Annotated in this window: 23 protein-coding genes; 10 read left to right on the top strand and 13 right to left on the bottom strand. The window is 66.5% G+C overall.

Annotated features, from left to right (window positions below):
• Positions 1-119 precede the first annotated feature (119 nt).
• From BoBH3_RS15715 to BoBH3_RS15680, 8 genes are all read left to right on the top strand, one after another.
• Positions 120-1,985: an ABC transporter ATP-binding protein gene (locus BoBH3_RS15715; RefSeq protein WP_262331752.1), complete on the top strand. Its 1,866-nt coding sequence runs from the start codon at positions 120-122 to the stop codon at positions 1,983-1,985.
• Positions 1,986-2,175: 190 nt separating this feature from the next.
• Positions 2,176-2,724: a ubiquinol-cytochrome c reductase iron-sulfur subunit gene (gene petA / locus BoBH3_RS15710; protein ID WP_262331751.1), complete on the top strand. Its 549-nt coding sequence runs from the start codon at positions 2,176-2,178 to the stop codon at positions 2,722-2,724.
• A gap of 53 nt (positions 2,725-2,777) precedes the next feature.
• A complete protein-coding gene (locus tag BoBH3_RS15705) occupies positions 2,778-4,061 on the top strand; it encodes a cytochrome b (protein WP_262331750.1) in 1,284 nt (427 codons plus the stop codon).
• A gap of 6 nt (positions 4,062-4,067) precedes the next feature.
• Positions 4,068-4,946, top strand: coding sequence for a cytochrome c1 (locus BoBH3_RS15700; protein WP_262331749.1), 879 nt, complete (start codon positions 4,068-4,070; stop codon positions 4,944-4,946).
• A 292-nt stretch (positions 4,947-5,238) separates the two neighbouring features.
• A complete protein-coding gene (locus BoBH3_RS15695) occupies positions 5,239-6,114 on the top strand; it encodes an S-methyl-5'-thioadenosine phosphorylase (RefSeq protein WP_262331748.1) in 876 nt (291 codons plus the stop codon).
• A 74-nt stretch (positions 6,115-6,188) separates the two neighbouring features.
• A complete protein-coding gene (locus BoBH3_RS15690) occupies positions 6,189-6,716 on the top strand; it encodes an adenine phosphoribosyltransferase (RefSeq protein WP_262331747.1) in 528 nt (175 codons plus the stop codon).
• A gap of 3 nt (positions 6,717-6,719) precedes the next feature.
• On the top strand, positions 6,720-7,826 hold the full coding sequence (gene mtnA / locus BoBH3_RS15685; RefSeq protein ID WP_262331746.1) for an S-methyl-5-thioribose-1-phosphate isomerase: 1,107 nt from the start codon (positions 6,720-6,722) through the stop codon (positions 7,824-7,826).
• Positions 7,823-8,470, top strand: coding sequence for a class II aldolase/adducin family protein (locus BoBH3_RS15680; RefSeq protein WP_262331745.1), 648 nt, complete (start codon positions 7,823-7,825; stop codon positions 8,468-8,470). Before mtnA ends, BoBH3_RS15680 begins: the two co-directional genes overlap by 4 nt.
• A 145-nt stretch (positions 8,471-8,615) precedes the next feature.
• On the opposite strand, the gene BoBH3_RS15675 is transcribed toward BoBH3_RS15680, so the two are convergent.
• From BoBH3_RS15675 to BoBH3_RS15665, 3 genes are all read right to left on the bottom strand, one after another.
• Positions 8,616-9,713 carry a TRAP transporter substrate-binding protein gene (locus tag BoBH3_RS15675; protein WP_262331744.1) on the bottom strand — a complete coding sequence of 366 codons (1,098 nt, stop codon included), beginning with the start codon at positions 9,711-9,713 and terminating at the stop codon, positions 8,616-8,618.
• A 134-nt stretch (positions 9,714-9,847) separates the two neighbouring features.
• Entirely contained in the window at positions 9,848-10,744 is an 897-nt protein-coding gene (locus BoBH3_RS15670) for a ketopantoate reductase family protein (RefSeq protein ID WP_262331743.1), read from the bottom strand.
• A gap of 33 nt (positions 10,745-10,777) precedes the next feature.
• Positions 10,778-11,941 (bottom strand): alpha-hydroxy acid oxidase, encoded by a 1,164-nt coding sequence (locus BoBH3_RS15665; RefSeq protein ID WP_262331742.1) that lies wholly within the window; start codon positions 11,939-11,941, stop codon positions 10,778-10,780.
• A 187-nt stretch (positions 11,942-12,128) separates the two neighbouring features.
• Here BoBH3_RS15665 and BoBH3_RS15660 point away from each other — a divergent pair, with 187 nt between their 5' ends.
• Complete coding sequence (locus tag BoBH3_RS15660) at positions 12,129-12,317, top strand: DUF3008 family protein (RefSeq protein WP_262331741.1); 189 nt, start codon at positions 12,129-12,131, stop codon at positions 12,315-12,317.
• 53 nt (positions 12,318-12,370) lie between these two features.
• Here BoBH3_RS15660 and BoBH3_RS15655 read toward each other — a convergent pair whose 3' ends face one another.
• The 4 genes from BoBH3_RS15655 to ychF all read right to left on the bottom strand — a co-directional run bounded on the left by BoBH3_RS15655 (position 12,371) and on the right by ychF (position 15,485).
• Positions 12,371-12,616: a hypothetical protein gene (locus BoBH3_RS15655; protein WP_262331740.1), complete on the bottom strand. Its 246-nt coding sequence runs from the start codon at positions 12,614-12,616 to the stop codon at positions 12,371-12,373.
• Positions 12,617-12,672: 56 nt separating this feature from the next.
• Positions 12,673-13,176, bottom strand: coding sequence for a YciE/YciF ferroxidase family protein (locus tag BoBH3_RS15650; protein ID WP_262331739.1), 504 nt, complete (start codon positions 13,174-13,176; stop codon positions 12,673-12,675).
• Positions 13,177-13,262: 86 nt separating this feature from the next.
• Positions 13,263-14,270, bottom strand: coding sequence for a MaoC family dehydratase (locus BoBH3_RS15645; protein WP_262331738.1), 1,008 nt, complete (start codon positions 14,268-14,270; stop codon positions 13,263-13,265).
• 117 nt (positions 14,271-14,387) lie between these two features.
• Positions 14,388-15,485 (bottom strand): redox-regulated ATPase YchF, encoded by a 1,098-nt coding sequence (gene ychF, locus BoBH3_RS15640; RefSeq protein WP_262331737.1) that lies wholly within the window; start codon positions 15,483-15,485, stop codon positions 14,388-14,390.
• On the opposite strand from ychF, the gene BoBH3_RS15635 reads away from it, so the two are divergent.
• Complete coding sequence (locus tag BoBH3_RS15635; protein WP_262331957.1) at positions 15,484-16,299, top strand: DUF5666 domain-containing protein; 816 nt, start codon at positions 15,484-15,486, stop codon at positions 16,297-16,299. The two genes, ychF and BoBH3_RS15635, sit on opposite strands and share 2 nt — an antisense overlap.
• A 66-nt stretch (positions 16,300-16,365) precedes the next feature.
• Here BoBH3_RS15635 and pth read toward each other — a convergent pair whose 3' ends face one another.
• The 6 genes from pth to BoBH3_RS15605 all read right to left on the bottom strand — a co-directional run bounded on the left by pth (position 16,366) and on the right by BoBH3_RS15605 (position 22,119).
• Positions 16,366-16,980, bottom strand: a complete 615-nt coding sequence (pth, locus tag BoBH3_RS15630) for an aminoacyl-tRNA hydrolase (protein ID WP_262331736.1) — start codon at positions 16,978-16,980, stop codon at positions 16,366-16,368.
• Positions 16,981-17,136: 156 nt separating this feature from the next.
• Positions 17,137-17,757 carry a 50S ribosomal protein L25/general stress protein Ctc gene (locus BoBH3_RS15625; protein WP_262331735.1) on the bottom strand — a complete coding sequence of 207 codons (621 nt, stop codon included), beginning with the start codon at positions 17,755-17,757 and terminating at the stop codon, positions 17,137-17,139.
• Between the two features lie 171 nt (positions 17,758-17,928).
• Complete coding sequence (locus tag BoBH3_RS15620; protein ID WP_262331734.1) at positions 17,929-19,782, bottom strand: putative bifunctional diguanylate cyclase/phosphodiesterase; 1,854 nt, start codon at positions 19,780-19,782, stop codon at positions 17,929-17,931.
• A 99-nt stretch (positions 19,783-19,881) separates the two neighbouring features.
• Positions 19,882-20,445 (bottom strand): VUT family protein, encoded by a 564-nt coding sequence (locus BoBH3_RS15615; protein WP_262331733.1) that lies wholly within the window; start codon positions 20,443-20,445, stop codon positions 19,882-19,884.
• Positions 20,435-21,163 carry a 7-cyano-7-deazaguanine synthase QueC gene (gene queC, locus BoBH3_RS15610; RefSeq protein ID WP_262331732.1) on the bottom strand — a complete coding sequence of 243 codons (729 nt, stop codon included), beginning with the start codon at positions 21,161-21,163 and terminating at the stop codon, positions 20,435-20,437. Before queC ends, BoBH3_RS15615 begins: the two co-directional genes overlap by 11 nt.
• 11 nt (positions 21,164-21,174) lie before the next feature.
• Positions 21,175-22,119 (bottom strand): ribose-phosphate pyrophosphokinase, encoded by a 945-nt coding sequence (locus BoBH3_RS15605; protein WP_262331731.1) that lies wholly within the window; start codon positions 22,117-22,119, stop codon positions 21,175-21,177.
• Between the last annotated feature and the right edge of the window lie 46 nt (positions 22,120-22,165).

Below are 22,165 nucleotides of genomic sequence, written 5' to 3'. Positions count from 1 at the left end.
GGCTGCTGTCATGCGGCGACGTTCCGATATGCGTCAAGCAGGCTGGCGCTTCGCTTGGGCGAGGGCCATATGCTGCCTCGGTTCCGTCGTCGTGCCTAACAGCCTCTAGGAGGGCAGACATGTTCGCTCCGCTCTTCCGCTGGCTCGAAAGCCGCGTCGACGTCTTCGCCCCCTTCGACGAGCGCGAGACGCCGCCGAACGGCGTCTGGCCCTTCATGTGGCACCACATCAGGGGTGTGAAGGGCTGGATGGTCGCGATCATGATCACCGGCCTCTGCTTCAGCGGCATCGAGGCGGCGATGTATCTGATGGTCGGCTGGTTCGTCGACCTGCTGGCGACGCAGTCGCCGGAGACGCTGTTTCGCGATCATGGCCTGATGCTGGCAGGCGCCGCCATCCTGGTGCTGGTGGTGCGGCCGCTCGTCTATTTCGCGAACCACGCCATCGTCGACCAGGTCGTGGTGCCGCAGATCACCAACCAGATCCGCTGGCGCAACCACGTCTACACGCTCGGCCACGCGCTGGGTTATTTCCAGAACGATTTTGCAGGGCGCCTTTCCTCCCGCGTCATCCAGGCCGGGCAGGCGATCCGCGGCGCGACGATCGAGATCATCGACGACCTTTGGTACGCCTTGGTGTTCGCCTCCGTCGCGGTCGGCTTCTTCGGCAAGACGAGCCCGTGGCTGGCACTTCCGGTGCTGACCTGGCTCGCGGGCTATGTCGCGCTGCTGATCTATTTCGTACCGCGTGCCAAGAAGCGTTCCGAGGCGAACTCGCTCGGCCGCTCGACGACGACCGGGCGCATCGTCGACGCCTACACCAACATCCTGACCGTGAAGCTCTTCGCCCGCGCCGACGCCGAGCGCTCGGCCGTGCGCGATTCGCTGAAGCGCTGGAACGCCTCCTTCCTCGACCTGTCGCGGCTGATCACCGGCGTCAGCGTCATCCTGCAGACGATGAACAGCGCGGTCGTCGTGGCGACGGCCTGGCTCGCGCTCTGGCTGTGGAGCACGGGCGAGATGACGTCCGGCGCGGTCGCGGCCGCCATCGGCCTCGTGCTGCGGCTGGTGCAGATGTCCGGATGGCTGATCCATCTGGTGCGCGGCATCTTCGAGAATCTCGGCTCCGTGCAGGAGAGCATGGAGACCATCGCCAAGCCGCACGACCTGACCGACGCGATCGGCGCCGCGCCGCTCGTGGTCGACAAGGGCGCGATCAACTTCGAGAAGATCCACTTCAACTATGGCAAGGCGGCCGGGCTGTTCGAGGGACTCGACCTCCAGATCAAGCCGGGCGAGCGGATCGGGCTGGTCGGCCCGTCCGGCGCCGGCAAGTCGACGCTGGTGAACCTGCTGCTGCGGCTCTACCCGCTCGAGGGCGGGCGCATCCTGATCGACGGGCAGGACATCGCCCATGTCACGCAGGATAGCCTGCGCGCCCAGATCGGCATGGTTACACAGGATAATTCGCTGCTCCACCGATCGATCGGCGACAACATCGCCTATGGCCGGATCGGGGCCAGCGAGGCGCAGATCGCGGACGCAGCGCGGCAGGCGGCGGCGCATGAGTTCATCGTCGGGCTCGGCGATCAGGACGGGCGCCAGGGCTTCGATTCGCGCGTCGGCGAGCGCGGCGTGAAGCTCTCGGGCGGCCAGCGCCAGCGCATCGCCATCGCGCGCGTGCTGCTTAAGGACGCGCCGATCCTCATCCTCGACGAGGCGACCTCGGCGCTCGACTCCGAGGTGGAGGCGGCGATCCAGCAGCAGCTTTCGGCTTTGATGCAGGGCAAGACGGTGATCGCCATCGCCCACCGGCTCTCGACCATCGCGGCGCTCGACCGGCTGATCGTGCTCGACAAGGGGCGCATCGTCGACATGGGCAGCCATCAGGAGCTGATCGCGCGCGGAGGGCTCTATGCCCGGCTCTGGGCGCGCCAGTCCGGTGGTTTCCTCGCGGCCGTCGACCCGGAAAAGCTCGCGGTCTGAAGCCCTCGCCTGCGGACTGTGCGCCATGCATGGCAGCGACAGTTGTGACAGTAGACTTCCTCCAATCTGCATGTCAAAGAGCCGAGTGACGCAGCGCCGCATTGCGGCTGGTGCGGCGCGCCCGTATGAGGGCGAGAGGCGATTAATTTCGAGCTGTTACAGCTCGCAAGACGTTTGAGAGGCTTGGATCGTGGCGCACGCTAGCGATACATCGACCGGAACCACCCGCCGCGATTTCCTGATGCTCGCAACCGGCGCTTTTGGCGCCGTCGGCGTCGGCGCACTGGTCGTTCCCCTGATCAGTCAGCTCGCGCCCGACGCGCAGGTGGTTGCGGCCGGCGCGCCGATCGATCTCGATCTGGCGCCCGTCGCGGAAGGCCAGGCGATCAAGCTTTTCTGGCGCGGCAAGCTGATCTTCGTGCGCCACCGCACCAAGAAGGAGATCGACGAGGCTCTCGCGGTCGACATCGCCACGCTGCGGGACCCGCAGACGGACCAGCAGCGCACCAAGGCCGGCCATGAGCCGTTCCTCGTCGTCTACGGCAACTGCACCCATCTCGGCTGCGTGCCGCTGGGCAACGCGCCCGGCGAGCCGAAGGGCGACTACGATGGCTGGTTCTGCCCCTGCCATGGCTCGCACTACGATTCTTCCGGCCGCATCCGCAAAGGCCCGGCACCGCTCAACCTGCCGGTCCCGCCCTACGCGTTCACCGCGGATACGAAAATCCGGATCGGCTGAGCAATGCGCTCGACGCTTTCCCGCCAAGATGAGACAGCCTTGAGGCATTCTTGATGAGTGGTCACAGTTCCTACGTCCCGAAGACCGGCATCGAACGCTGGCTCGACGCGCGCCTCCCGATCATCCGGCTCACCCATGATTCTGCGGTTTCATATCCGGTTCCGCGGAACCTGAACTACCTGTGGACCTTCGGCGGCATCCTCGTGTTCATGCTGGTGGCGCAGATCGTGACCGGCATCATCCTGGTGATGCACTATACTCCGCACGCGTCCATGGCCTTCAATTCCGTCGAGCACATCATGCGCGACGTGAACTATGGCTGGCTGCTGCGCTACCTGCACGCCAACGGCGCCTCGATGTTCTTCGTGGCTGTCTACGTCCACATCTTCCGCGGGCTCTACTACGGCTCCTATAAGGCGCCGCGCGAGGTGCTCTGGATCCTTGGCGTGGTCATCTTCCTGCTGATGATGGCGGCGGCTTTCATGGGCTACGTGCTGCCCTGGGGCCAGATGTCATTCTGGGGCGCGACGGTCATCACCAACCTGTTCTCGGCCCTGCCGGTGATCGGCGAGACGATCGTGACCTTCCTGTGGGGCGGCTACTCGGTCGACAACCCGACGCTGAACCGCTTCTTCTCGCTGCACTACCTGCTGCCCTTCATGATCTTCGGCGTGGTCGTGCTGCACATCTGGGCGCTGCATGTCGTCGGGCAGAACAACCCGACCGGCGTCGAGGTGAAGAACGTCGAGAAGGACACCGTGCCGTTCACGCCGTACGCGACCGTCAAGGACGTCTTCGGCATGGTCGTGTTCATGATCGTGTTCTCCTGGTTCGTGTTCTACCAGCCGAACTTCATGGGCCACGCCGACAACTACATCATGGCGAATCCGGCCGCGACGCCGGCGCACATCGTGCCGGAATGGTACTTCCTGCCCTTCTACGCGATCCTGCGCGCCATTCCGGACAAGCTCGGCGGCGTCATCGCCATGGGCTCGGCCATCGTCGTGCTGGCCTTCCTGCCCTGGATCGACACTTCCAAGGTCAGGTCGATGAGCTACCGGCCGATCGCGCGCCAGCTCTTCTGGGCCTTCCTCGTCGTCTGCATCGGCCTGGGCTATCTCGGCGCCATGCCGGCGGAAGGCGGCTACGTCATCGCCTCGCAGATTTTCACCGTGCTGTATTTCGGCTACTTCGTCGCGCTGTTCGTCGTCGGCCTGTTCGAGCGGCCGAAGACGCTGCCGACCTCGATCGCCGATTCCGTGCTCGCTTCCGCCAAGGGCGGGTCGGCGGCGCGGATGGCGACCGCCACTGCTGCCGAACCGAACGTCAAGGGCTGACGGGACATGACCAAGACATCGTTTCGTCTCGCCCTGACCGGGCTCGCCGCCGGCCTCTCGCTGGCCGCCATGCAGCCGGCCGCGCAGGCGGCCGAGGCCGGCCCGAAGCCGCCGGCGCTGAGCTGGTCCTTTGCCGGGCCGTTCGGCAAGTTCGACCGCGCGCAGCTCCAGCGCGGCTTCAAGGTCTACAAGGAAGTCTGCGCGAGCTGCCATGGTGCAAACCTCGTCCGGTTCCGCAACCTGTCGCAGCCCGGCGGTCCTGAGTTCACGCCGGGCCAGGTCGCTGCGCTCGCCGCGACCTACCAGATCAAGGACGGCCCGAACGACCAGGGCGAGATGTTCGAGCGGCCCGGCCGGGCGGCCGACGCCTTCCCGTCGCCGTTCCCGAACGAGCAGGCGGCCCGCGCTGCCCAGGGCGGCGCCTATCCGCCGGACTTCTCGGTGCTCGCCAAGGCGCGGACCTATACCCGCGGCTTCCCGACCTTCATCTTCGACATCTTCACCCAGTACCAGGAGCAGGGGCCGGACTACATCCACGCCCTGCTGATGGGCTATGAGGAGCCGCCGGCCGGCGTCACGCTGCTGCCGGGCCAGAACTACAACAAGTACATGCCGGGGCATCTCATCGCGATGCCGAAGCCTATCTCCGATGGGCAGGTCGAGTATCCCAAGGGGCCGGATGGCAAGTCTCCCGTGCCCGAGACCGTCGACCAGTATTCCCGCGACGTCGCGGCCTTCATGGTCTGGATGGCGGAGCCGCATCTCGAGGCGCGCAAGCGTCTCGGCATGCAGGTGATGATCTTCCTCGTGATCTTCGCGGGGCTGCTCTACTACACCAAGAAGAAGGTGTGGTCGCGCATGCCTGACGGCTCGCCGGCGCATTGACGCCGCCTCGATATCGTTCTGGAAAAGGCCCCGGTGACGGGGCCTTTTTTTGTTGGCAGCGCAGCCGGCCGTGGCTGTTTGGAGCTGCGTCGTCATTCCCGGCCACGAGGCGGTCGCTCGCATTGGGCCACCGTATTGCGAGCGTCATGGAAAGATGGTGCCTTCCCTAGATCATCGCGCGTCCTATCGGACGCGGTCACGATGATCTAAATCGTTGTCGTCGCATCGGATATTTCCGAAAAATGGAATCCACTTTTCGGTCCGATGCTATGGCCGCAACAGGGAATCACGCATGAGCGAAGCCGTTCTCGGAATTATCGGCGGATCGGGCATCTACGATCTGCCGGGCCTCACCGACCTGCGCGAGGAGCGCATCGAGAGCCCCTGGGGCGAGCCGTCCGACGTGCTGCGCATCGGCCGGATGGGCAAGACCAAGATCGTCTTCCTGCCCCGGCATGGGCGCGGCCATGCGATCCCGCCTTCCGAGATCAACTACCGCGCCAATATCGACGTGCTGAAGCGCGCGGGCGTGACCGATCTCGTCTCGCTCTCGGCCTGCGGCTCCTACAAAGAGGAGCTCTATCCGGGGCTGTTCGTTCTCGTGGACCAGTTTGTCGATCGGTCCAGCCGGCGCGAGAGCTCCTTCTTCGGGCGCGGCTGCGTCGCGCATGTCTCGTTCGGCCATCCGGTCGGCCCGCGGCTGCAGCAGCGGCTCGCCGATGCGGCCGAGGCCGAGGGCATTCCCTTCGTCCGGAACGGCACGCTGGTGACGATGGAGGGGCCACAATTCTCGACGCTTGCGGAATCGCTCACTTATAAGGGCGTCGGCTACGATCTGATCGGCATGACCGCGATGCCCGAGGCCAAGCTCGCCCGCGAGGCCGAGATCACCTATGCCACGGTCGCTATGGTGACCGACTACGATTGCTGGCACGAGGAGCACGGGCCGGTCGACGTCGCGGCGGTGGTCAAGGTGCTGCACCAGAATGCCGACAAGGCGAAGCGGCTGGTCGCCCGGCTGGCGGCGGATTTTCCGGCCGAGCGCGAGCCCTGTCCCGCCGGCTCTCACAATGCGCTGGACACCGCCATCATCACCGCGCCGCCCTATCGTGATCCCGCGCTGCTGGCCAAGCTCGATGCCGTGGCCGGGCGGGTCCTGAAAGGCTGACGCATGGCTGCGCCCTTGACGAAGGCGGCGTCGCGGCCGACCAAGGCTTCCGCCCATTTGCCGAGACCGTGTCCATGAACCTGGCCGACAGCATCCGCGCGATCCCGGACTATCCCAAGCCCGGCATCATCTTCCGCGACATCACCACGCTGCTCGGCGATGCGCGGGCGTTCCGGCGCGCGGTGGACGAGCTGGTCCAGCCTTTTGCCGGGCTGAAGATCGCGCAGATCGCCGGTATCGAGGCGCGGGGCTTCATCCTCGGCGGAGCGGTGGCGCATCAGCTTTCCGCCGGTTTCATTCCGGTGCGCAAGCAGGGCAAGCTGCCGCGCGAGACGCTGCGGGCGACCTATGCGCTCGAATACGGCACGGACGAGATCGAGATTCATCGTGATGCGGTACAGCCAGGCGAGCGCGTGCTGCTGGTCGACGATCTGGTCGCGACCGGTGGCACGGCCGAGGCTGCGGTCAACCTGCTGACCCGGCTCGGGGCCGAGGTGGTCGCGGCCTGCTTCATCGTCGACCTGCCGGACCTTGGCGGGGCTGACCGCATCCGCAGGCTCGGCGTGCCTGTGCGCACACTCGTTTCCTTCGCGGGCCACTGAGCCATGAAGATCAACGGCCAGCACTATCGGACGATCTGGCTGGCGCAGGATGGCTGGCGCGTCGTGGTCATCGACCAGACGCGGCTGCCTTTCCGGTTCGAGACGGTGGCGCTCGGCTCGGCCGAGCAGGCGGCCGGGGCGATCCGCAGCATGGTCGTGCGCGGCGCGCCGCTGATCGGCGCGACGGCCGCCTATGGCGTGGCGCTGGCGGTGCGGGTGGATGCTTCGGACGCTGCGTTGGCGGCGGCTCTCGACCTGCTGGGCGCGACGCGGCCGACGGCCGTCAACCTGCATTGGGCGCTGTCGCGGATGCGGCGCGTGCTGTCGGGCCTGCCTGTCGAGATGCGGGCCGAGGCGGCCTATGCCGAGGCGGCGGCGATCTGCGACGAGGATGTCGCGCTCTGCCATGCCATTGGCGAGTACGGCCTGCCGCTGATCCGCGAGATCGCGGCGCGCAAGCCTGCCGGGCAGCCGGTCAACATCCTGACCCATTGCAATGCCGGCTGGATCGCGACGGTGGACTGGGGCACGGCGCTGGCGCCGATCTACATGGCGCATGATGCGGGCATTCCGGTCCATGTCTGGGTCGACGAGACGCGACCGCGCAACCAAGGCGCGGCGCTGACGGCCTATGAGCTCGGCGGCCATGGCGTGCCGCACACCGTGATCGTCGACAATGCCGGCGGCCATCTGATGCAGCACGGCCAGGTCGACATGGTGATCGTCGGCACGGACCGGACGACGGCGAATGGCGATGTCGCGAACAAGATCGGCACCTATCTCAAGGCGCTCGCCGCCCATGACAACGGCGTGCCCTTCTATGTCGCGCTACCCTCGCCGACGATCGACTGGAGCATCCGCGACGGGCTCCGGGATATCCCGATCGAGGAGCGTGCGGCGCGCGAGGTCACGCATCTGTCGGGGCTGGCCGAAGATGGCGAGGTCCGCTCGGTCCGTGTCGTCGCGCCGGGCAGCGCTGCGGCCAACCCGGCCTTCGACGTGACGCCGGCGCGGCTCGTCACCGGGCTTATCACCGAGCGCGGGGTCTGCGCAGCCTCGGCTACGGGGCTGGCAACACTCTTCCCCGATATGGCGAACAAGGCGGCATGATGAACGAGACGCAGTTGCGGCAGGAGATCGTCGCGGTCGCGCAGGCGATCGACCGGGCGGGGTTCTGCCCGTCGAAATCCGGCAATGTCTCGGCCCGCTTCGGCGAGGGCCTACTGATCACGCCCTCGGGCCTGCTCTATGCGCAGACCAAGCCGGAGGACCTGATTCATCTCGCCCTTGACGGCACGGTGCTGGGCGGGGCGCGCAAGCCGTCCTCGGAATGGCCCTTCCATGTCGAGATCTACAAGGCGCGGCCCGATGCGCAGGCCATCGTCCATACGCATTCGCCGCGCGCCACGGCGCTTTCCTCGACGCGGCGCGGCATCCCGGCTTTCCACTACATGATCGCGCTCTGCGGCGGGGCCGATGTGCGCTGCGCCGACTATGCCACCTTCGGTACGCCGGAACTCGCCGCCAATGCGGTGAAGGGGTTGGAAGGGCGCAAGGCCGTTCTGCTCGCCAACCACGGCGTGATCGCACTCGGCCAGACGCTGGCCGGCGCGCACACCATCGTCGCCGAGGTCGAGAACCTGGCGGGGCAATATCTCGATATCCTCGCCGCGGGGATTGAGCCCGTGATCCTCGACGAGGAGGAGATGGCGCTGGTCGGCGCGAAGTTCGCCGGTTACGGCAAGGTGGGGTGAGGAAAAGGCGGGGAGCAAAAGGGCGCTCGCCCCGTCATGGTCGGGCTTGTCCCGACCATCCACGTCTTCCTTCGAGCAGAGCGGCGTTCAAGACGTGGATGCTCGCCACGATGGCGAGCATGACGGCGTTGTCGCGGCTATCGCATCAGCCGTCCTGCCAGCGCTGCTGCTGCGCGGTGGCCGACATCAGATCGAACGAAAGGTCCGAGATCGTCCAGTAGCGCGTGCTGTCCTGCTGGAACGCCCAGAGATGGTCGTAGATCTTCTTGAAGTTCGGATTGGCGGCCGACATCTCGGCGTAGAGATCCTTGGTGTGCTTGTAGCTGGCCTTGAGGATGTCGTTCGGCATCGAGCGCAGCTGCGCGCCGCCCGAGATCAGCTTCTTCAGCGATTGCGGGTTGAGCGCGTCGTATTTGGCCTGCATGTCGTGGCCAGCGGCCATGGCGCAGGTCTTCAGCACCTTCTGGTAGATCGGCGGCAGGCTGTTCCACTTCTCCAGGTTGATGAAGAAGCTGAGCTCGGCGCAGCCGTCCCAGAACCCCGGATAGTAGTAGTATGGGGCGACCTTGGCGAAGCCGAGCTTCTCGTCGTCATAGGGTCCGACGAACTCGACGGCGTCGAGCACGCCGCGTTCCAGCGCCGGATAGATGTCGCCCGCGCCGAGTTGCTGCGGGATCACGCCCATCTTCTGCAGCACGTTGCCGCCGAGGCCGCCGATGCGCATCTTCAGGCCCTGCAGATCGGCAGCCGATTTGAGCTCCTTGCGGAACCAGCCGCCCATCTGGGCGCCGGTGTTGCCGGCCGGCAGGTTGTAGATGTTGAACTTGGCGTAGAACTCGTTGAGCAGCTCCAGCCCGCCGGCATGGAAGAGCCAGGCTTGCATCTGGCGGCTGTTCGGCCCCCAGGGGATGACGGTGCCGAAGGCGAACGCGGTGTCCTTGCCGGTGTAGAAATAAGAGCCGGAATGGCCCATCTCGACGGTGCCGCTCGTCACCGCATCCGCGACCTGCAGCGCAGGGACGATCTCGCCCGTGGCGAAGACCTGGATTTTGAACTTGCCGTCGGTGACGGCCGAGACGGCCTCCGACAGATAGGTGCAGGCGCCGAAGAGCGTATCCAGCGATTTCGGATAGCTCGACGCCATGCGCCAGGAAATGGACGGCATGCTCTGCGCTATTGCGGGTGAGGCGATGCCTGCGGCCGCGCCGATGCCGGCGCCCGCCAGAAATGATCTGCGCTTCATAGAGACGTTTCCTGCCTGATTTTATCGTTCGCCGAAGCCGGCGTGCGGGCAGCATGGCATGCGCCCGTCCGGGTTCACAAGGACAGCATCCCGGCCGCTGCGGCATTGCCGCCTTGCCTTCGGCGCTGGTCCGTTCAGGTCCGGTTGGCCTCTTCCATCAGTCTGACCATCACCATCAGCAGACGGTTGGCCGGGGTTGCGATGCCGAGCGTCTCCCCCATCCGCACGACATAGCCGTTAAGATGCCCGATCTCGGTGTGCTTGCCCTTGGCGAGATCCTGCGCTGTCGAGGAGAACTGGTTCGGCATCGCGGAGGCGAGGCCCAGCACCTTGCCGAGGATGGCCTCGTCGGTGCTGACGCCGCAGCCTTTCGCCACCGCCACGCATTCGGCGACGATGTCCTTCATCACGGCCTCGACGCCATCCACTGCGCGCATCCGGCCATAGGGAAGCTGGGGGATGGCGGAGAGCGCGTTGTAGCAGCAGTTGACGATCAGCTTGCCCCAGAGGTCCCCGATGACGTTGTCGGAGATCTCGGTGCCGATGCCGGCCTTAGTCAGGGTCGCGGCGATCTCTGCACTGGCAGGGCTTGAGCCGATGACCAGCTCGCCGCGGCCGTGATGGCGGACATGGCCGGGCGCCGGCATTTCGACTGCGACGTAGACGGCTGTCGGAATGACGGAACGCTGCAGCACCTCCTGCAGCCGCTCGGCATTGTCGACGCCGTTCTGCAGGCTCAGGATCGCGGCGCCGGGGGCGAGATAGGGCATCATCGCCTGGCCTGCCGCGGCCGTGTCGTCCGATTTGACGCAGAACAGGATGATCCCAGCCCCTGCCACGCCGGAGGGTTCGGTGGTTGCGGCGAGAGGGATGGTCTCGGTGGTGCCGCGCGCCTCGAGGACGAGCCCGCGTCCACTGATGGCCTCGACATGCTGGGGCCGGGCCACCAGCGTGACCTGATGGCCAGCCCGCGCCAGCATGGCCCCGTAGTAGGAGCCGACGGCTCCAGCCCCCATGACGGCGATCTTCATCGGTCAAGTCCCCTGTATCCGGTCCAAGCCAGCTTAGCGGGCATCGGCCGGCTGCGGCCAAAGAAAGCTTCGGTTCAGGTCGGCCGGCGTGGCGCAGCCGAGATGGATCAGCGTGTTGAGCAGTTCCTCGCGCAGGATGTCGATGATCGCCGACGGGCCGTCTTCCGTCCCCATGGCTGCGACGGCATAGAGGAAAGCACGCCCGAGCAGGACGAAGTCGGCGCCGGAGGCCAGCGCCCGCGCGATGTCGTCGCCATTGCGCACGCCGCTGTCCAGAATGAGCGTCAGCGCGTCGCCGCAGGCGGCGCGGATGGCGGGCAGCACCTCGATCGAGGACGGCGCCGGATCGAGCTGGCGGCCGCCATGGTTCGAGACGACGATGCCGTCGGCGCCCAGCTCCGCGGCCCTGACCGCATCCTGCGGGTTCAGGATGCCCTTGATGACCATATGATGCGGCCAGATCGCGCGGATGGCCGCGATCCGGGCCCAATCGAGGCCAGGGCAGGAGAGCTGGCGGGAGACGAATTCGGCATGGGCGAGGCCGCTCATGCCGCCCTTGCTCGCCGTGAAGTTCGCCATGCCAAGCCGTTCGCCCAGAGCGGCCCGGGCGAGCCATGCGGGATGGCGCGCGACGTCGAGCACGGTGCGCAGCGAGGGGCGCAAGGGGATGGCGAGGCCGTTGACGCGATCCCGGACGCGCTTGCCGGGGACCGGAATGTCGACCGTCACCAGAAGCGTGGTGACGCCCGCCTTCAGCGCCCGTTCCATCAGGCTCGCGGCCATGGCTTCGTCGGAGCCGGGATAGAGCTGGAACCAGAGATTGTCCTGCGCGATCGGGCTGATTGCCTCGATCGAGGTCGTCGCTGCCGTAGAGAGCGTGTAGGGGACGTTCCATTGCTTGGCTGCGCGAGCCAGTGCCCGGTCGGTTCCGGGGCGGACCAGATCGGCGAAGCCCATCGGTGCGACGCCGAACGGTGCGGCATAGCGGCGGCCGAAGAGCGTGACCTCCGCGCTCGCGGCGGAGCAGTCGCGCAGGGCCTGCGGCAGCAGGGCGATCCCTTGGAGGCGGCTGAGATTGCGCGCGATCGCCAGCTCGGACCCCGCGCCGCCCTGGATGAAGTCGAAGACGGCCCGTGGCAGGCGCCTGCGCGCGATATCTTCCATCTGGCGCGTCGTGAAGATGCCTTTGCTCGGCACGGCCTGCCTCCCACCGCCTCTTTGTCGGGCTTCCGACGATCTATGCCGGCGGGTGCGGAGCCCGGCAATGGCGCGGGCGTCATGGTGGGATTGCGACGGAACCCTGCCACAGGCCCGGTGTTCATCGATCAGGCGCGGCTGCAGTCAGGCTGCCGCCCGGTTCATCCTGTCAGAGAAGGAGGGCTCCATGCCTGCGAAATCCGCCGCCCAGCAGAAAGCCGCGGGAGCTGCGCTCGCAGCCAAGCGCGGCGACATGAAGAAGAGTGAGCTCAAGGGGGCTTCGAAATCGATGGAGAAGTCGATGAGCGAGACCGAGCTGGAGAAGATGGCCTCCACGAAGCGCGAAGGGAAACCCGAGCACAAGACGAAGCATTGAGCTTCGCTAGGGAACGCTCGTCATGGTCTATTCCGAGAGCGTGACGAGCGCTCCTAGTCCTTCCGAAGCTTGCCCATATTCCCCGGTAGGCCGGAGAAGGGCAGGTCGTCCGGACGCAGGAGGCTGGTATCGGGCTCGGGCCCGTGACTGTTCTCGCCCTTATGCGCAGCGTCCCAATCGCGGATCGCAGCTACGAGCCTCTGCAACTCCTCGGCTTGCTCCGTTCCTTCCGGCGCGTCGCCGAGCGATGCGGCGCGCGCTGTGGCTGCGCGATAGTCGTCGTGGCTGGACAGTTTCATGGTGTGCGTCCTTGAGATGCGAGAGCCCCGCCGGCACTCCAGCGGGGCTCCTGCCGTCACGCGGCCTTGCGATTGATCCCGCCCATCGCGAGCTTCGTGAGTTTCTCGTCGGTGGCGGCTTCCTCATCGAGGTTCTGCTTCAGCAGGGCCGCGCAGTCCTCGCGGCCGAGCTGCTTTGCCCAGGCGACGAGCGTGCCGTAGCGGGTGATCTCGTAGTGCTCCACGGCCTGCGCGGCGGCGATGAGGGCGGCATCGAGCACCTGCTTGTCCTCTACCTCGCCGGCGATCTCGTTCGCCTCCTTGATGATGCCGTCGATGGCCGGGCAGGTGACGCCCTTCTCCTGCGCGCCATGCATCCGGAACACCTCCTTGAGGCGGCCGATATGCCCTTCGGTCTCGCGCAGATGGGTCTCGAAGCCCTGCTTCAGCGCGGGGCTCGTCGCCTTGGCGACCATGTCGGGCAGCGCCTTCCTGATCTGGTTCTCGGCGTAATAGATGTCCTGAAGCGTGTGGACGAACAGGTCGTCCATCGTGGCGATATCCTTTGAAAACCAACCCATGCCGCTCTCCATCCTGTTGGGGAATCCCCCAGCACATGGACCCAGAACCGGGCGGCTCGGCCGTTGTTCCATCCTTTCCGGACGGCTTAGCTCCGTTCGACGAACACGCAGCCGTCGAAGCTGAAGACCTCTTCGCCGTGCTGGTTGACGCCGGTGTTCCGGTGGAAGAACAGGCCCCATTGCGGGCGCGAGGCGCTTTCGCGCTTGTCAGCGATCTCGGAGAAATAGGTGATCCGATCGCCCGCGAAGACGGGCTTCGACCAGCGCAGGTTTTTGAAGCCGGGGGAGGGGCCGAGCCGGGCCGGTCGGCCGGTCGTGGCGCCGAGCTGGCGCTGGCGGTGCGACACCATCGTCGCCATCCAGACCGCCGCCGTGTGCCAGCCCGAGGCTGCAAGTCGCCCGAAGGAAGAATTCGCCGCCGCAGCCTCGTCCATGTGGAAGGGTTGCGGATCGAAGCTGCGGGCGAAGGCGACGATCTCCTCGGCCGTGAAGACGAAACTGCCGAGCTCGTAGCGGCGGCCGATCTCCAGCTCCTCGAAGAAGCGGGTCGGCTCCGGCGCTTCCGCCGGGGCTTCGAGAGCGCTTTCCCGTGGCGGCCGCGCGTAGCGGGATGCGTGCGCAAGCCAGTCCCCCTTCGGCTGGGGCGCGACGCCGGAACCCTTGCGGCCGAACATGATCCAGTTCACCTGGTCCATCACCGGCTCGTCGCGCTGGTTCAGAAGCTCGAGGCGGAAGCGAACCAGGCCCATCTCGGGGCGCGAGCGCGAGGCCTTGGTTTCGAGCACGGTGCGGCGGGCATGCAGCGTGTCGCCCGGGAAGACCGGCCGCAGCCATTTGATCTCCTCGATGCCGGGCGCGCCCATGCCGGTCGAGTCGAGCAGGAAATCTTCGGCGACCAGCCGCATCAGCATGGCACAGCTATGCCAGCCGGAGCCGATCAGCCCACCGACGAAGCTCGATTTGGCAGCCTCGGGATCGACATGGAAATCCTGCGCATCGTAGCGCGAGGCGAAGGCGACGAGCTCCTCCTGCGAGACGGCCATCCGGCCGAAGGAGACCGTTTCGCCGACGATGAAATCCTCGAACTGCAGCATCGCCGGCCGCTCCTATGGCATCGGACCGAAAAGCGGAATCCACTTTTCGGAAAAATCCGATGCGATCACAATCAGATAGATCGCCGTAAGTCCGACAGGACGCGCGGCTATCCAAGCTCAGTTCGCGAAGCGGAAATGCAGGACGTCGCCGTCCGCGACGACATATTCCTTGCCTTCGAGGCGGAACTTGCCGGCCTCGCGCGCGCCGGCCTCGCCCTTGTTGGCGACATAGTCGTCATAGGCGATGGTTTCGGCCCGGATGTAGCCCTTCTCGAAATCGGTATGGATCACGCCGGCGGCCTGGGGCCCCTTGGTGCCTTTCTCGATCGTCCAGGCGCGGGCTTCCTTCGGGCCGACGGTGAAGTAGGTGACCAGATCAAGCAGGGTGTAGCCGGCGCGAATGACGCGGTTCAGGCCGGGCTCCTCCAGGCCTACGGCCTCCAGATAATCCTTCTGGTCGGCTGCCGGCAGCACCGCGATCTCGCTTTCGATCTTGGCGGAGACGACGACGGCGACCGCGTTTTCTTCCGCAGCGCGGGCTTTCACGGCTTCGGAGAAGGCATTGCCCTTGTCGGCGCTGGCTTCCTCGACATTGCAGACATAGAGCACCGGCTTGGAGGAGAGCAGGCCGAGCATGTCGAAGGCCTTGCGCTCATCGGGGGCGACCTGGACGAGGCGGGCCGGCTTGCCGTCGCGCAGCAAGACGAGGCAGCGGTTCATCAACTCGGCCAGTTCCTTGGCGTCCTTGTCGCCGGTCTTGGCCTTCTTCTCGAGCGGCAGCACGCGCTTCTCGAGGCTTTCGAGATCGGCCAGCATCAGCTCGGTCTCGATGATCTCGATGTCGTTGATCGGCGCGACCTTGCCCTCGACATGGGTGATGTCGCCATCCTCGAAGCAGCGCACGACATGGGCGATGGCATCGCATTCGCGGATATTGGCGAGGAACTGGTTGCCGAGGCCCTCGCCCTTCGAGGCGCCGCGCACGAGGCCGGCGATGTCGACGAAGGTCAGCCGCGTCGGGATGATCTCCTTCGAGCCCGCGATCGAAGCGAGCTGCTCCAGCCGATCATCGGGCACCGCGACGTCGCCGACATTCGGCTCGATGGTGCAGAAGGGATAGTTCGCAGCTTGCGCTGCGGCCGTCTGCGTCAGCGCGTTGAAGAGGGTCGACTTGCCGACATTCGGCAGGCCGACGATTCCGCATTTGAAGCCCATGATCGCCGATCCGTCGCGCTGCCGCGGCCAGATGGCGGGCGCGCATGATGTTGAAGAAATGATGGCGCCTTATTGGGGTGAGAGCGCCATAAACACAAGGGGCAGAACGGAAAGGCGGGAGTTCCAGCCTCACGGGAACGTGCATGGCGGCAGACTTCACGCCGGTGCTGGATCGTGGGCGGTTCTCCTCGACCTTCGGTGTCCCGACATGCGCAAATTTCCTCTCGCCGCCGCCGCGTTCGCAGTCGTTCTGGCCGCCGGAACGGCCCAGGCCCAGCAGGGCGGCACGCGGCTGCGCGGCGAAGTCGAGGCCATGAGCGGCTCAACCCTGATGCTGAAAACCTCTGACGGGCGGGAAGCTAAAGTGATGCTGACGCCGGGATTCTCGGCCGGTGGCGTCGTGCCCGCCAAGGCGTCGGACATCGGCAAGGGGGCGTTCATCGGCGTCGGCGCACGGCCACAACCGGATGGGACCCTGCTGGCGGTGCAGGTCGTCATCTTTCCCGAAACGATGCGCGGAACCGGCGAAGGGCATCGCCCCTGGGGCGTGCTGCCGGACGCGACCATGACCAATGCGACCGTGGCGGATACGGTCTCGCAAGTCGATGGCGCCAATCTCGTGCTCAGCTATCCGGGTGGCGAGCAGAAGGTGACGATCACGCCGGACGCCACCATCCTGATGGCCGGGGCTGCCGAGGCCTCCGAACTCAAACCCGGGGTGCAGGTCGCGATGACCGCGAGCCGTCAAGCCGACGGCAGCTACAGCGCGAGCCGCATCACCATCGCGAAGTCCGGGGCGAAGCTGCCGTTCTGACTTTTGTCTCACCGCATTTTCTTCACGCGAACCGGCGTCCACTTCGCTTGAAGATACTCCGGGCGCTCAGTCGCCGTCCTTCTCGCCGAGCCGCTTCACTGCGGCGTGGCCGCGTGCGTCCATGAAGAGGTGGACCTTGTTCTGGAAGCCGGTGTCGTCATGGGCCGCGAGCAGCTCCGCATGGTCGGCGCAGGCGCGGCACATGTCCTCGACCCAGGGCTGCTCGGCCTTGCCGAAATCGTTGAGCACATAGGCGTGGACCAGCGCCTTGTCGCCGGGATGGCCGATGCCCATGCGCACGCGGCGATACTCGTTGCCGATGGCGGCGGTGGTCGAGCGCAGGCCGTTATGACCGGCATTGCCGCCGCCGAGCTTCACGCGCAGCTTGGCCGGGGGGAGGTCCAGCTCGTCATGGAAGACGACGACGTCGGCGGGGGCGATCTTGAAGAAGCGCGCGGCCTCGCCGATCGAGCGGCCGGATTCGTTCATGTAGGTCTGCGGCTTGAGCAGGATGATCTTTTCGCCGCCGATCGTAGCCTCGCAGGCCTCGGCCTGGAAGCGTGCGCGCCAGGGGGAGGCGCGGTGGAGGCGAGCGATCTCCTCGACGGCCATGAAGCCGATATTGTGCCGGTTGCGGGCATAGCGCGCTCCCGGATTGCCGAGGCCGGCGAAGATCAGCATGGCGGGACTCCGGCAGGCTTATCGGTTCAGCATCGGCCTTGTCCGAAAACCGGAAATCACTTTTCGGTCCGATGCCATAGCAAGACGGCCGGGAGGTCCCGGCCGTCTCGTCAGACTGTAGAAGCAGGAAGAGAGGGCGCCGGATGGCGCCGCTCATCAGGCCTTGGCTTCGGCCGAAGCCTCGGCAGCGGCGTCGGCGGCCGGCTCGACCTCGACGGTCGGCGGGGCGATCGTGACGATCGTCGCGTCCGAACCGACGGTCAGCTTGGCGCCGGCCGGCAGCTTGATGACCTTGGCTTCGATCTGGTCACCGATGTTCAGACCGGCAACCGAAACCTCGAAGGCCTCCGGAATGTTTTCGGGCTCGACCGTGATCTCGAGGGTGTGCTCGACGATCTGGACCAGGCCGCCGCTCTTGACGCCGGGGCTCGACTCCTGGCCGACGACGTGGATCGGAACCTGGACCGTGACGGTCTGGCCCTTGGCGACGCGCAGGAAGTCGACGTGGAGCGGGAAATCCTTGACCGGGTCGAGCTGGTAGTCGCGCGGGATGACCCGCTGCTTCTTGCTGCCGACGGTGATCTCGAAGATCGTGGTCAGGAAGTGGCCATTGAAAATGAGCTGGCGCGTCTTGTTGGCGTCGAGCGCGATCGCTTCGGGAGCAGCGCCCCCACCATAGATCACGGCAGGCGTCTGGCCCTGGCGGCGAACTGCACGGGCGGCCCCCTTGCCGACCTGTGCGCGCGCCGAAGCCTCGATTTGCTTCACGGCGGTCATGTTACTGTCCTTGACGTTCAAAATGACAAGGCCGCCTCGTGGCGGCCATCGGGTTGCGCGTCCAGAGCCTCCAAGGGTGTCAGCGGGACGCGAGGGTGCTCATAGGCGAAAAGCGGCGCGATCTCAAGTCCATTGCGTCGGATACGGGCCGGCTGCGAAAGCGGCTCGGCTTCAGGCCGCGTTCGCGATGGGGCGGCTGTCGGCGGCCTTCACTTCGGGAGCGCGGGCGAAGCGCCGCAACAGCTCGCGGACCTGGGCCGCCGGGACCGGAGGCGAGTAGAGGTAGCCCTGGCCGAGGCGGCAGCCCATCTCGCCGAGGCGCTGGGCCTGCGACTGCGTCTCGATGCCCTCGGCGATGGTCTTCATGCCGAGCCGGCGGGTCATGTTCAGCAGGGATTCGACGATGGCACCGCTGCGCGCGCCGCTGTCGATCGCCGCGACGAAGGAGCGGTCGATCTTGATGATGTCGATCGGGAAATCGAGGAGATGGGTCAGGGACGCGAAGCCGGTGCCGAAATCGTCGAGCGCCACCGCGATCCCACAGTCCTGCAATGCCTCCATCGTGCGCGCGACGCCGTCCTTGCGCCCGCCCATGAAGACCTGCTCGGTGATCTCGACGACGAGGTGCTGCATCGGCAGCCCGGCCTTTTCCGTGATCCGGCTGATCCGCTGGACGAGATCGCCCTTCCTGAAATCGGCCGAGGTCACGTTCAGGGCGACATGCTGGAGCTGCAAGCCCGCGTCCCGCCAACGCGCCATGTCGGCCGCGACCGCCATCAGCATCTGCGTGGTGATGCGATGGGCGATCTTGGGATCGAGCAGGGCCTCGTGGAATTCATCCGCTGTGGCCAGGCGGCCATTGGAGAGGCGCATCCGGGCAAGCGCCTCGACCCCCACGATCTCGGGGGTCTCGAGCCGGATGATCGGCTGATAATAGGGGATGATCCGGTCGTCCTCGAGCGCGCTGCTGACGTCCTTCCTGATCCGGATGCGGTGCATCATCGCGCTGCGCAACTGGCTGCGGAAGCGGACATAGCGGCCGCGCTGAGTTTCCTTGGCATGATAAAGTGCGAGGTCGGCGTTCTGGCGCAAGGCGCCGCTGTCCTGCCCGTCCTCGCCGGCGAGGGCGCCTCCGATGGTGACGCTCGGCAGGATGGTCTGGCCATCATGATCGAGCGGAGCGGCTATCGCGGCCAGGGCCGCGCTGGCCAGGCTGCGCATCCTTGCGCCGCTGTCGCAATCGGGGATGAGGACCGCGAATTCATCGCCACCGATCCGGCAGGCCAGGCAGTCGGGAAGCGTCGCGGCAAGCCTGGCGCCGATCTCGGCGATCAAGGCATCGCCGGCGCCATGGCCGAGCGTGTCGTTGATCGTCTTGAGGTGGTCGATGTCGATCAGCATCAGCCCGTAATGGCGCGAGGTCGCGCTGATGGCTGCGATCGCGTCGTTGAACTGCGCCCGGTTCGGCAGCTTCGTCAGCGTGTCGAAATAGGCGAGCCGGTGATTGCGGGCGCGCACCTCGTCATGCTCAATCGCGATGGCGCAGAGGTGGACGCAGGTCGCGACGATACGGCGCTCGAGCGCCCGCGGCCTGCGCGGCTCGCGGAAATAGAAGGCGAAGGCACCGACGACGCGGCCGTCGCGCGCCTTGATCGGCGTCGACCAGCAGGCGCGCAGGCCCAGCGGCAGGGCCAGTTCCTTGTAGGCTTCCCAGAGCGGGTCGGTCGCGATGTCGGTGACCTCGACGGGCTCGCGACGGTAGACGGCCGTCCCGCAGGAGCCGACGCAGGGACCTGTCGGAAGGCCTATGAGGGCCGCGGTGTAGTGTTCGGGAAGGCTGGGCGAGGCGAGGGGCTGCAGGCGACCCTGGTCGTCGACTGCCAGGACCGAGCAGACGGCGCCCCTGGATGTCGCTTCGGCACGCCGGCACAGGCGCTCCATGGACGCGACGAGCGACTCGCCCCGCGCAATGTCTTCGAGAATGTCGTTCTGCAAAGCCTGCAGATTGTCCGAGGGTCTGATCACGCGGTTCCCTACGGATGGCGCATCGCAGACCCGCGCTATTGCACGGCGTGCCTTAAGGGCCGGTTGAGGCGTTGCCTCAAAGTCGTTGTGTCGGGCCGCTCAGGCCGCGATCAGGCCCAGCCGTTCGTCGCGGCGGCGCAGCAGGTACATCAGCGGCAGGGCCAGCAGAACCATCCAGGCCTTGCCGATGATCTGGCCCGACAGGTAGTCGAGGCTGCCGAAGGCGAGGTGCAGGAAGACGATCGAGTCGACGACGAGGCCGACGACGCTGGAGGCGAAGACGGCGGTGACGAAGCGGCGGCGCTGCAGCGGCGTGTAGACCGCGAAATCGGCGAGTTCGGAGAGCAGGAAGGCGCTGGCCGAGGCGATCACGATGGCGGGCGGGGCCAGCCATGCCGAGATCAGCGTGCCGACCGCGATAGCGCCGAGCCCCGCGAGCGCGCCGAGGCGGCGCTGGACGACATCGCGCAGCACGAGCGCGAGGCCGACCATCAGCACGCCGCTCGGGGCCATGACGCCGGGCCAGACCGGGACGAGGCAGGGCCCGTTCGGCACGCAGACCGCGCCTGCATTGCCGATCAGCCAATTCGCCGCCGGAATGGTGAGGGCGAAGGCCGCGAGGGCGATGAGGCCTTCGGTGAGGCGCTGCCGGTCATGAGTCATAGGAAGGTCCGCTGTCGTCGGGTGCCGCGAGATAAGCCGCGAAGCCTTTTGCGCGCAAGTCGCAGGCCGGGCAACGGCCGCAGCCATAGCCCCAGCCATGCCGTGTCGTCCTGTCGCCAAGGTAACAGCTATGGCTGTCCTCGACGATGAGGTCGAGCAGGGCCTGCCCGCCGAGTGCCCGGGCGAGCGCGAAGGTCTGTGCCTTGTCGCGCCACATCAGCGGCGTGTGCAGGACGAGCCGGCGGTCGAGCCCGAGGCTCAGGCTGACCTGCATCGCCTTGATCGTGTCGTCGCGGCAGTCCGGGTAGCCGGAATAGTCGGTCTCGCAGACGCCGAGCACGATGTGCTTCAGGTCGCGGCGATAGGCGACGGCCGCTGCGAAGGTCAGGAAAATCAGGTTGCGGCCGGGCACGAAGGTGGTGGGCAGGCCCGTCTCGGCGAAGGCGATTTCGCTCTCGCGGGTCAGCGCCGTCTCGGAGATGGCGCCGAGCGCCTTGAGATCCACGAGATGGTCGGGGCCGAGCCGTTCGGCATAGGTCGCGGAGAGGGCGGGTAGCTTCTCGCGGATGGCGAGGCGGCATTCCATCTCGATGCTATGGCGCTGGCCGTAGTCGAAGCCGATGGTCTCGACCGCGTCGAAGCGCTCGAGCGCCCAGGCCAGCGCGGTGGTGGAGTCCTGTCCCCCGGAGAACAGGACGAGGGCGCCTGCCTTGCCCACGCTTGCCCGCCTCAGTCGAACAGGCTGGAAACGCTGGTCTCGCTCGCCGTGCGCTCGATCGCCTCGCCCATCAGCCCGGCGATGGAGATGACGCGGATGTTGCGGGCGACCTTCACGGCCTCGGTCGGCAAGATCGAGTCGGTGATGACCAGTTCCTTGAGCTTGGAGGAGGCGATGCGCGCCACCGCCCCGCCCGAGAGCACGCCATGGGTGATGTAGGCGAAGACCTCCTTGGCGCCGTCGGCGAGCAGCGCCTCGGCGGCGTTCACCAGCGTGCCGCCCGAGTCGACGATGTCGTCGATCAGGATGCAGGAGCGGCCCTCGACAGAGCCGATGATGTTCATCACCTCGGACTCGCCCGGCCGGTCGCGCCGCTTGTCGACGATGGCCAGCGGGGCGTCGATGCGCTTGGCGAGCGCGCGCGCGCGGACCACGCCGCCGACGTCCGGCGAGACCACCATGGCGTTCTTCCAATCCAGCCGATCCTTGATGTCCCGCGCCATCAGCGGGGCGCCGAACAGGTTGTCGGTGGGGATGTCGAAGAAGCCCTGGATCTGGCCGGCATGGAGGTCGAGCGTCAGCACGCGGTCGACGCCGGCATGGGTGATGAGATTGGAGACGAGCTTGGCCGAGATCGGCGTGCGGCCGGAGGCGCGGCGGTCCTGCCGTGCATAGCCGAAATAGGGGATCACCGCCGTGATGCGCTTGGCCGAGGAGCGGCGCAGCGCATCGGTGACGATCAGCAGCTCCATCAGGTGGTCGTTGGTGGGAAAGGAGGTCGACTGGATGACGAAGACGTCCTGGCCGCGGACGTTCTCCTGGATCTCGACGAAGACCTCCATGTCCGCGAAGCGCCGGACCGAGGCCCGGGCGAGCGGGATGCTGAGATGGTTGCAGATCGCTTCGGCGAGCGGCCGGTTGGAGTTGCCGGCGACGACTTTGAAGTGAGAGGCCATGCCGTGGCGTACCGTCTGAATTGGAGGCCGCCGACCGATCGGCAGG

This window comes from Allobosea sp. BH3 (assembly GCF_025499465.1).
In the GTDB taxonomy this organism is placed as follows: domain Bacteria; phylum Pseudomonadota; class Alphaproteobacteria; order Rhizobiales; family Beijerinckiaceae; genus Allobosea.
The sequence above is the reverse complement of the archived record's forward strand: the minus strand, read 5'-3'. Positions and strand labels throughout refer to the sequence as shown.

What these genes read in the sequence shown, in the direction of transcription:
- BoBH3_RS15715 (WP_262331752.1), top strand. Translation starts at nt 120, where the DNA reads ATGTTCGCTCCGCTCTTCCGCTGGCTCGAAAGCCGCGTCGACGTCTTC.
- BoBH3_RS15705 (WP_262331750.1), top strand. Translation starts at nt 2,778, where the DNA reads ATGAGTGGTCACAGTTCCTACGTCCCGAAGACCGGCATCGAACGCTGG.
- BoBH3_RS15700 (WP_262331749.1), top strand. Translation starts at nt 4,068, where the DNA reads ATGACCAAGACATCGTTTCGTCTCGCCCTGACCGGGCTCGCCGCCGGC.
- BoBH3_RS15695 (WP_262331748.1), top strand. Translation starts at nt 5,239, where the DNA reads ATGAGCGAAGCCGTTCTCGGAATTATCGGCGGATCGGGCATCTACGAT.
- BoBH3_RS15690 (WP_262331747.1), top strand. Translation starts at nt 6,189, where the DNA reads ATGAACCTGGCCGACAGCATCCGCGCGATCCCGGACTATCCCAAGCCC.
- mtnA (WP_262331746.1), top strand. Translation starts at nt 6,720, where the DNA reads ATGAAGATCAACGGCCAGCACTATCGGACGATCTGGCTGGCGCAGGAT.
- BoBH3_RS15680 (WP_262331745.1), top strand. Translation starts at nt 7,823, where the DNA reads ATGATGAACGAGACGCAGTTGCGGCAGGAGATCGTCGCGGTCGCGCAG.
- BoBH3_RS15675 (WP_262331744.1), bottom strand. Translation starts at nt 9,713, where the DNA reads ATGAAGCGCAGATCATTTCTGGCGGGCGCCGGCATCGGCGCGGCCGCA.
- BoBH3_RS15670 (WP_262331743.1), bottom strand. Translation starts at nt 10,744, where the DNA reads ATGAAGATCGCCGTCATGGGGGCTGGAGCCGTCGGCTCCTACTACGGG.
- BoBH3_RS15660 (WP_262331741.1), top strand. Translation starts at nt 12,129, where the DNA reads ATGCCTGCGAAATCCGCCGCCCAGCAGAAAGCCGCGGGAGCTGCGCTC.
- BoBH3_RS15655 (WP_262331740.1), bottom strand. Translation starts at nt 12,616, where the DNA reads ATGAAACTGTCCAGCCACGACGACTATCGCGCAGCCACAGCGCGCGCC.
- BoBH3_RS15650 (WP_262331739.1), bottom strand. Translation starts at nt 13,176, where the DNA reads ATGGGTTGGTTTTCAAAGGATATCGCCACGATGGACGACCTGTTCGTC.
- BoBH3_RS15645 (WP_262331738.1), bottom strand. Translation starts at nt 14,270, where the DNA reads ATGCTGCAGTTCGAGGATTTCATCGTCGGCGAAACGGTCTCCTTCGGC.
- BoBH3_RS15635 (WP_262331957.1), top strand. Translation starts at nt 15,484, where the DNA reads ATGATCGCCGATCCGTCGCGCTGCCGCGGCCAGATGGCGGGCGCGCAT.
- ychF (WP_262331737.1), bottom strand. Translation starts at nt 15,485, where the DNA reads ATGGGCTTCAAATGCGGAATCGTCGGCCTGCCGAATGTCGGCAAGTCG.
- pth (WP_262331736.1), bottom strand. Translation starts at nt 16,980, where the DNA reads ATGCTGATCTTCGCCGGCCTCGGCAATCCGGGAGCGCGCTATGCCCGC.
- BoBH3_RS15625 (WP_262331735.1), bottom strand. Translation starts at nt 17,757, where the DNA reads ATGACCGCCGTGAAGCAAATCGAGGCTTCGGCGCGCGCACAGGTCGGC.
- BoBH3_RS15615 (WP_262331733.1), bottom strand. Translation starts at nt 20,445, where the DNA reads ATGACTCATGACCGGCAGCGCCTCACCGAAGGCCTCATCGCCCTCGCG.
- BoBH3_RS15605 (WP_262331731.1), bottom strand. Translation starts at nt 22,119, where the DNA reads ATGGCCTCTCACTTCAAAGTCGTCGCCGGCAACTCCAACCGGCCGCTC.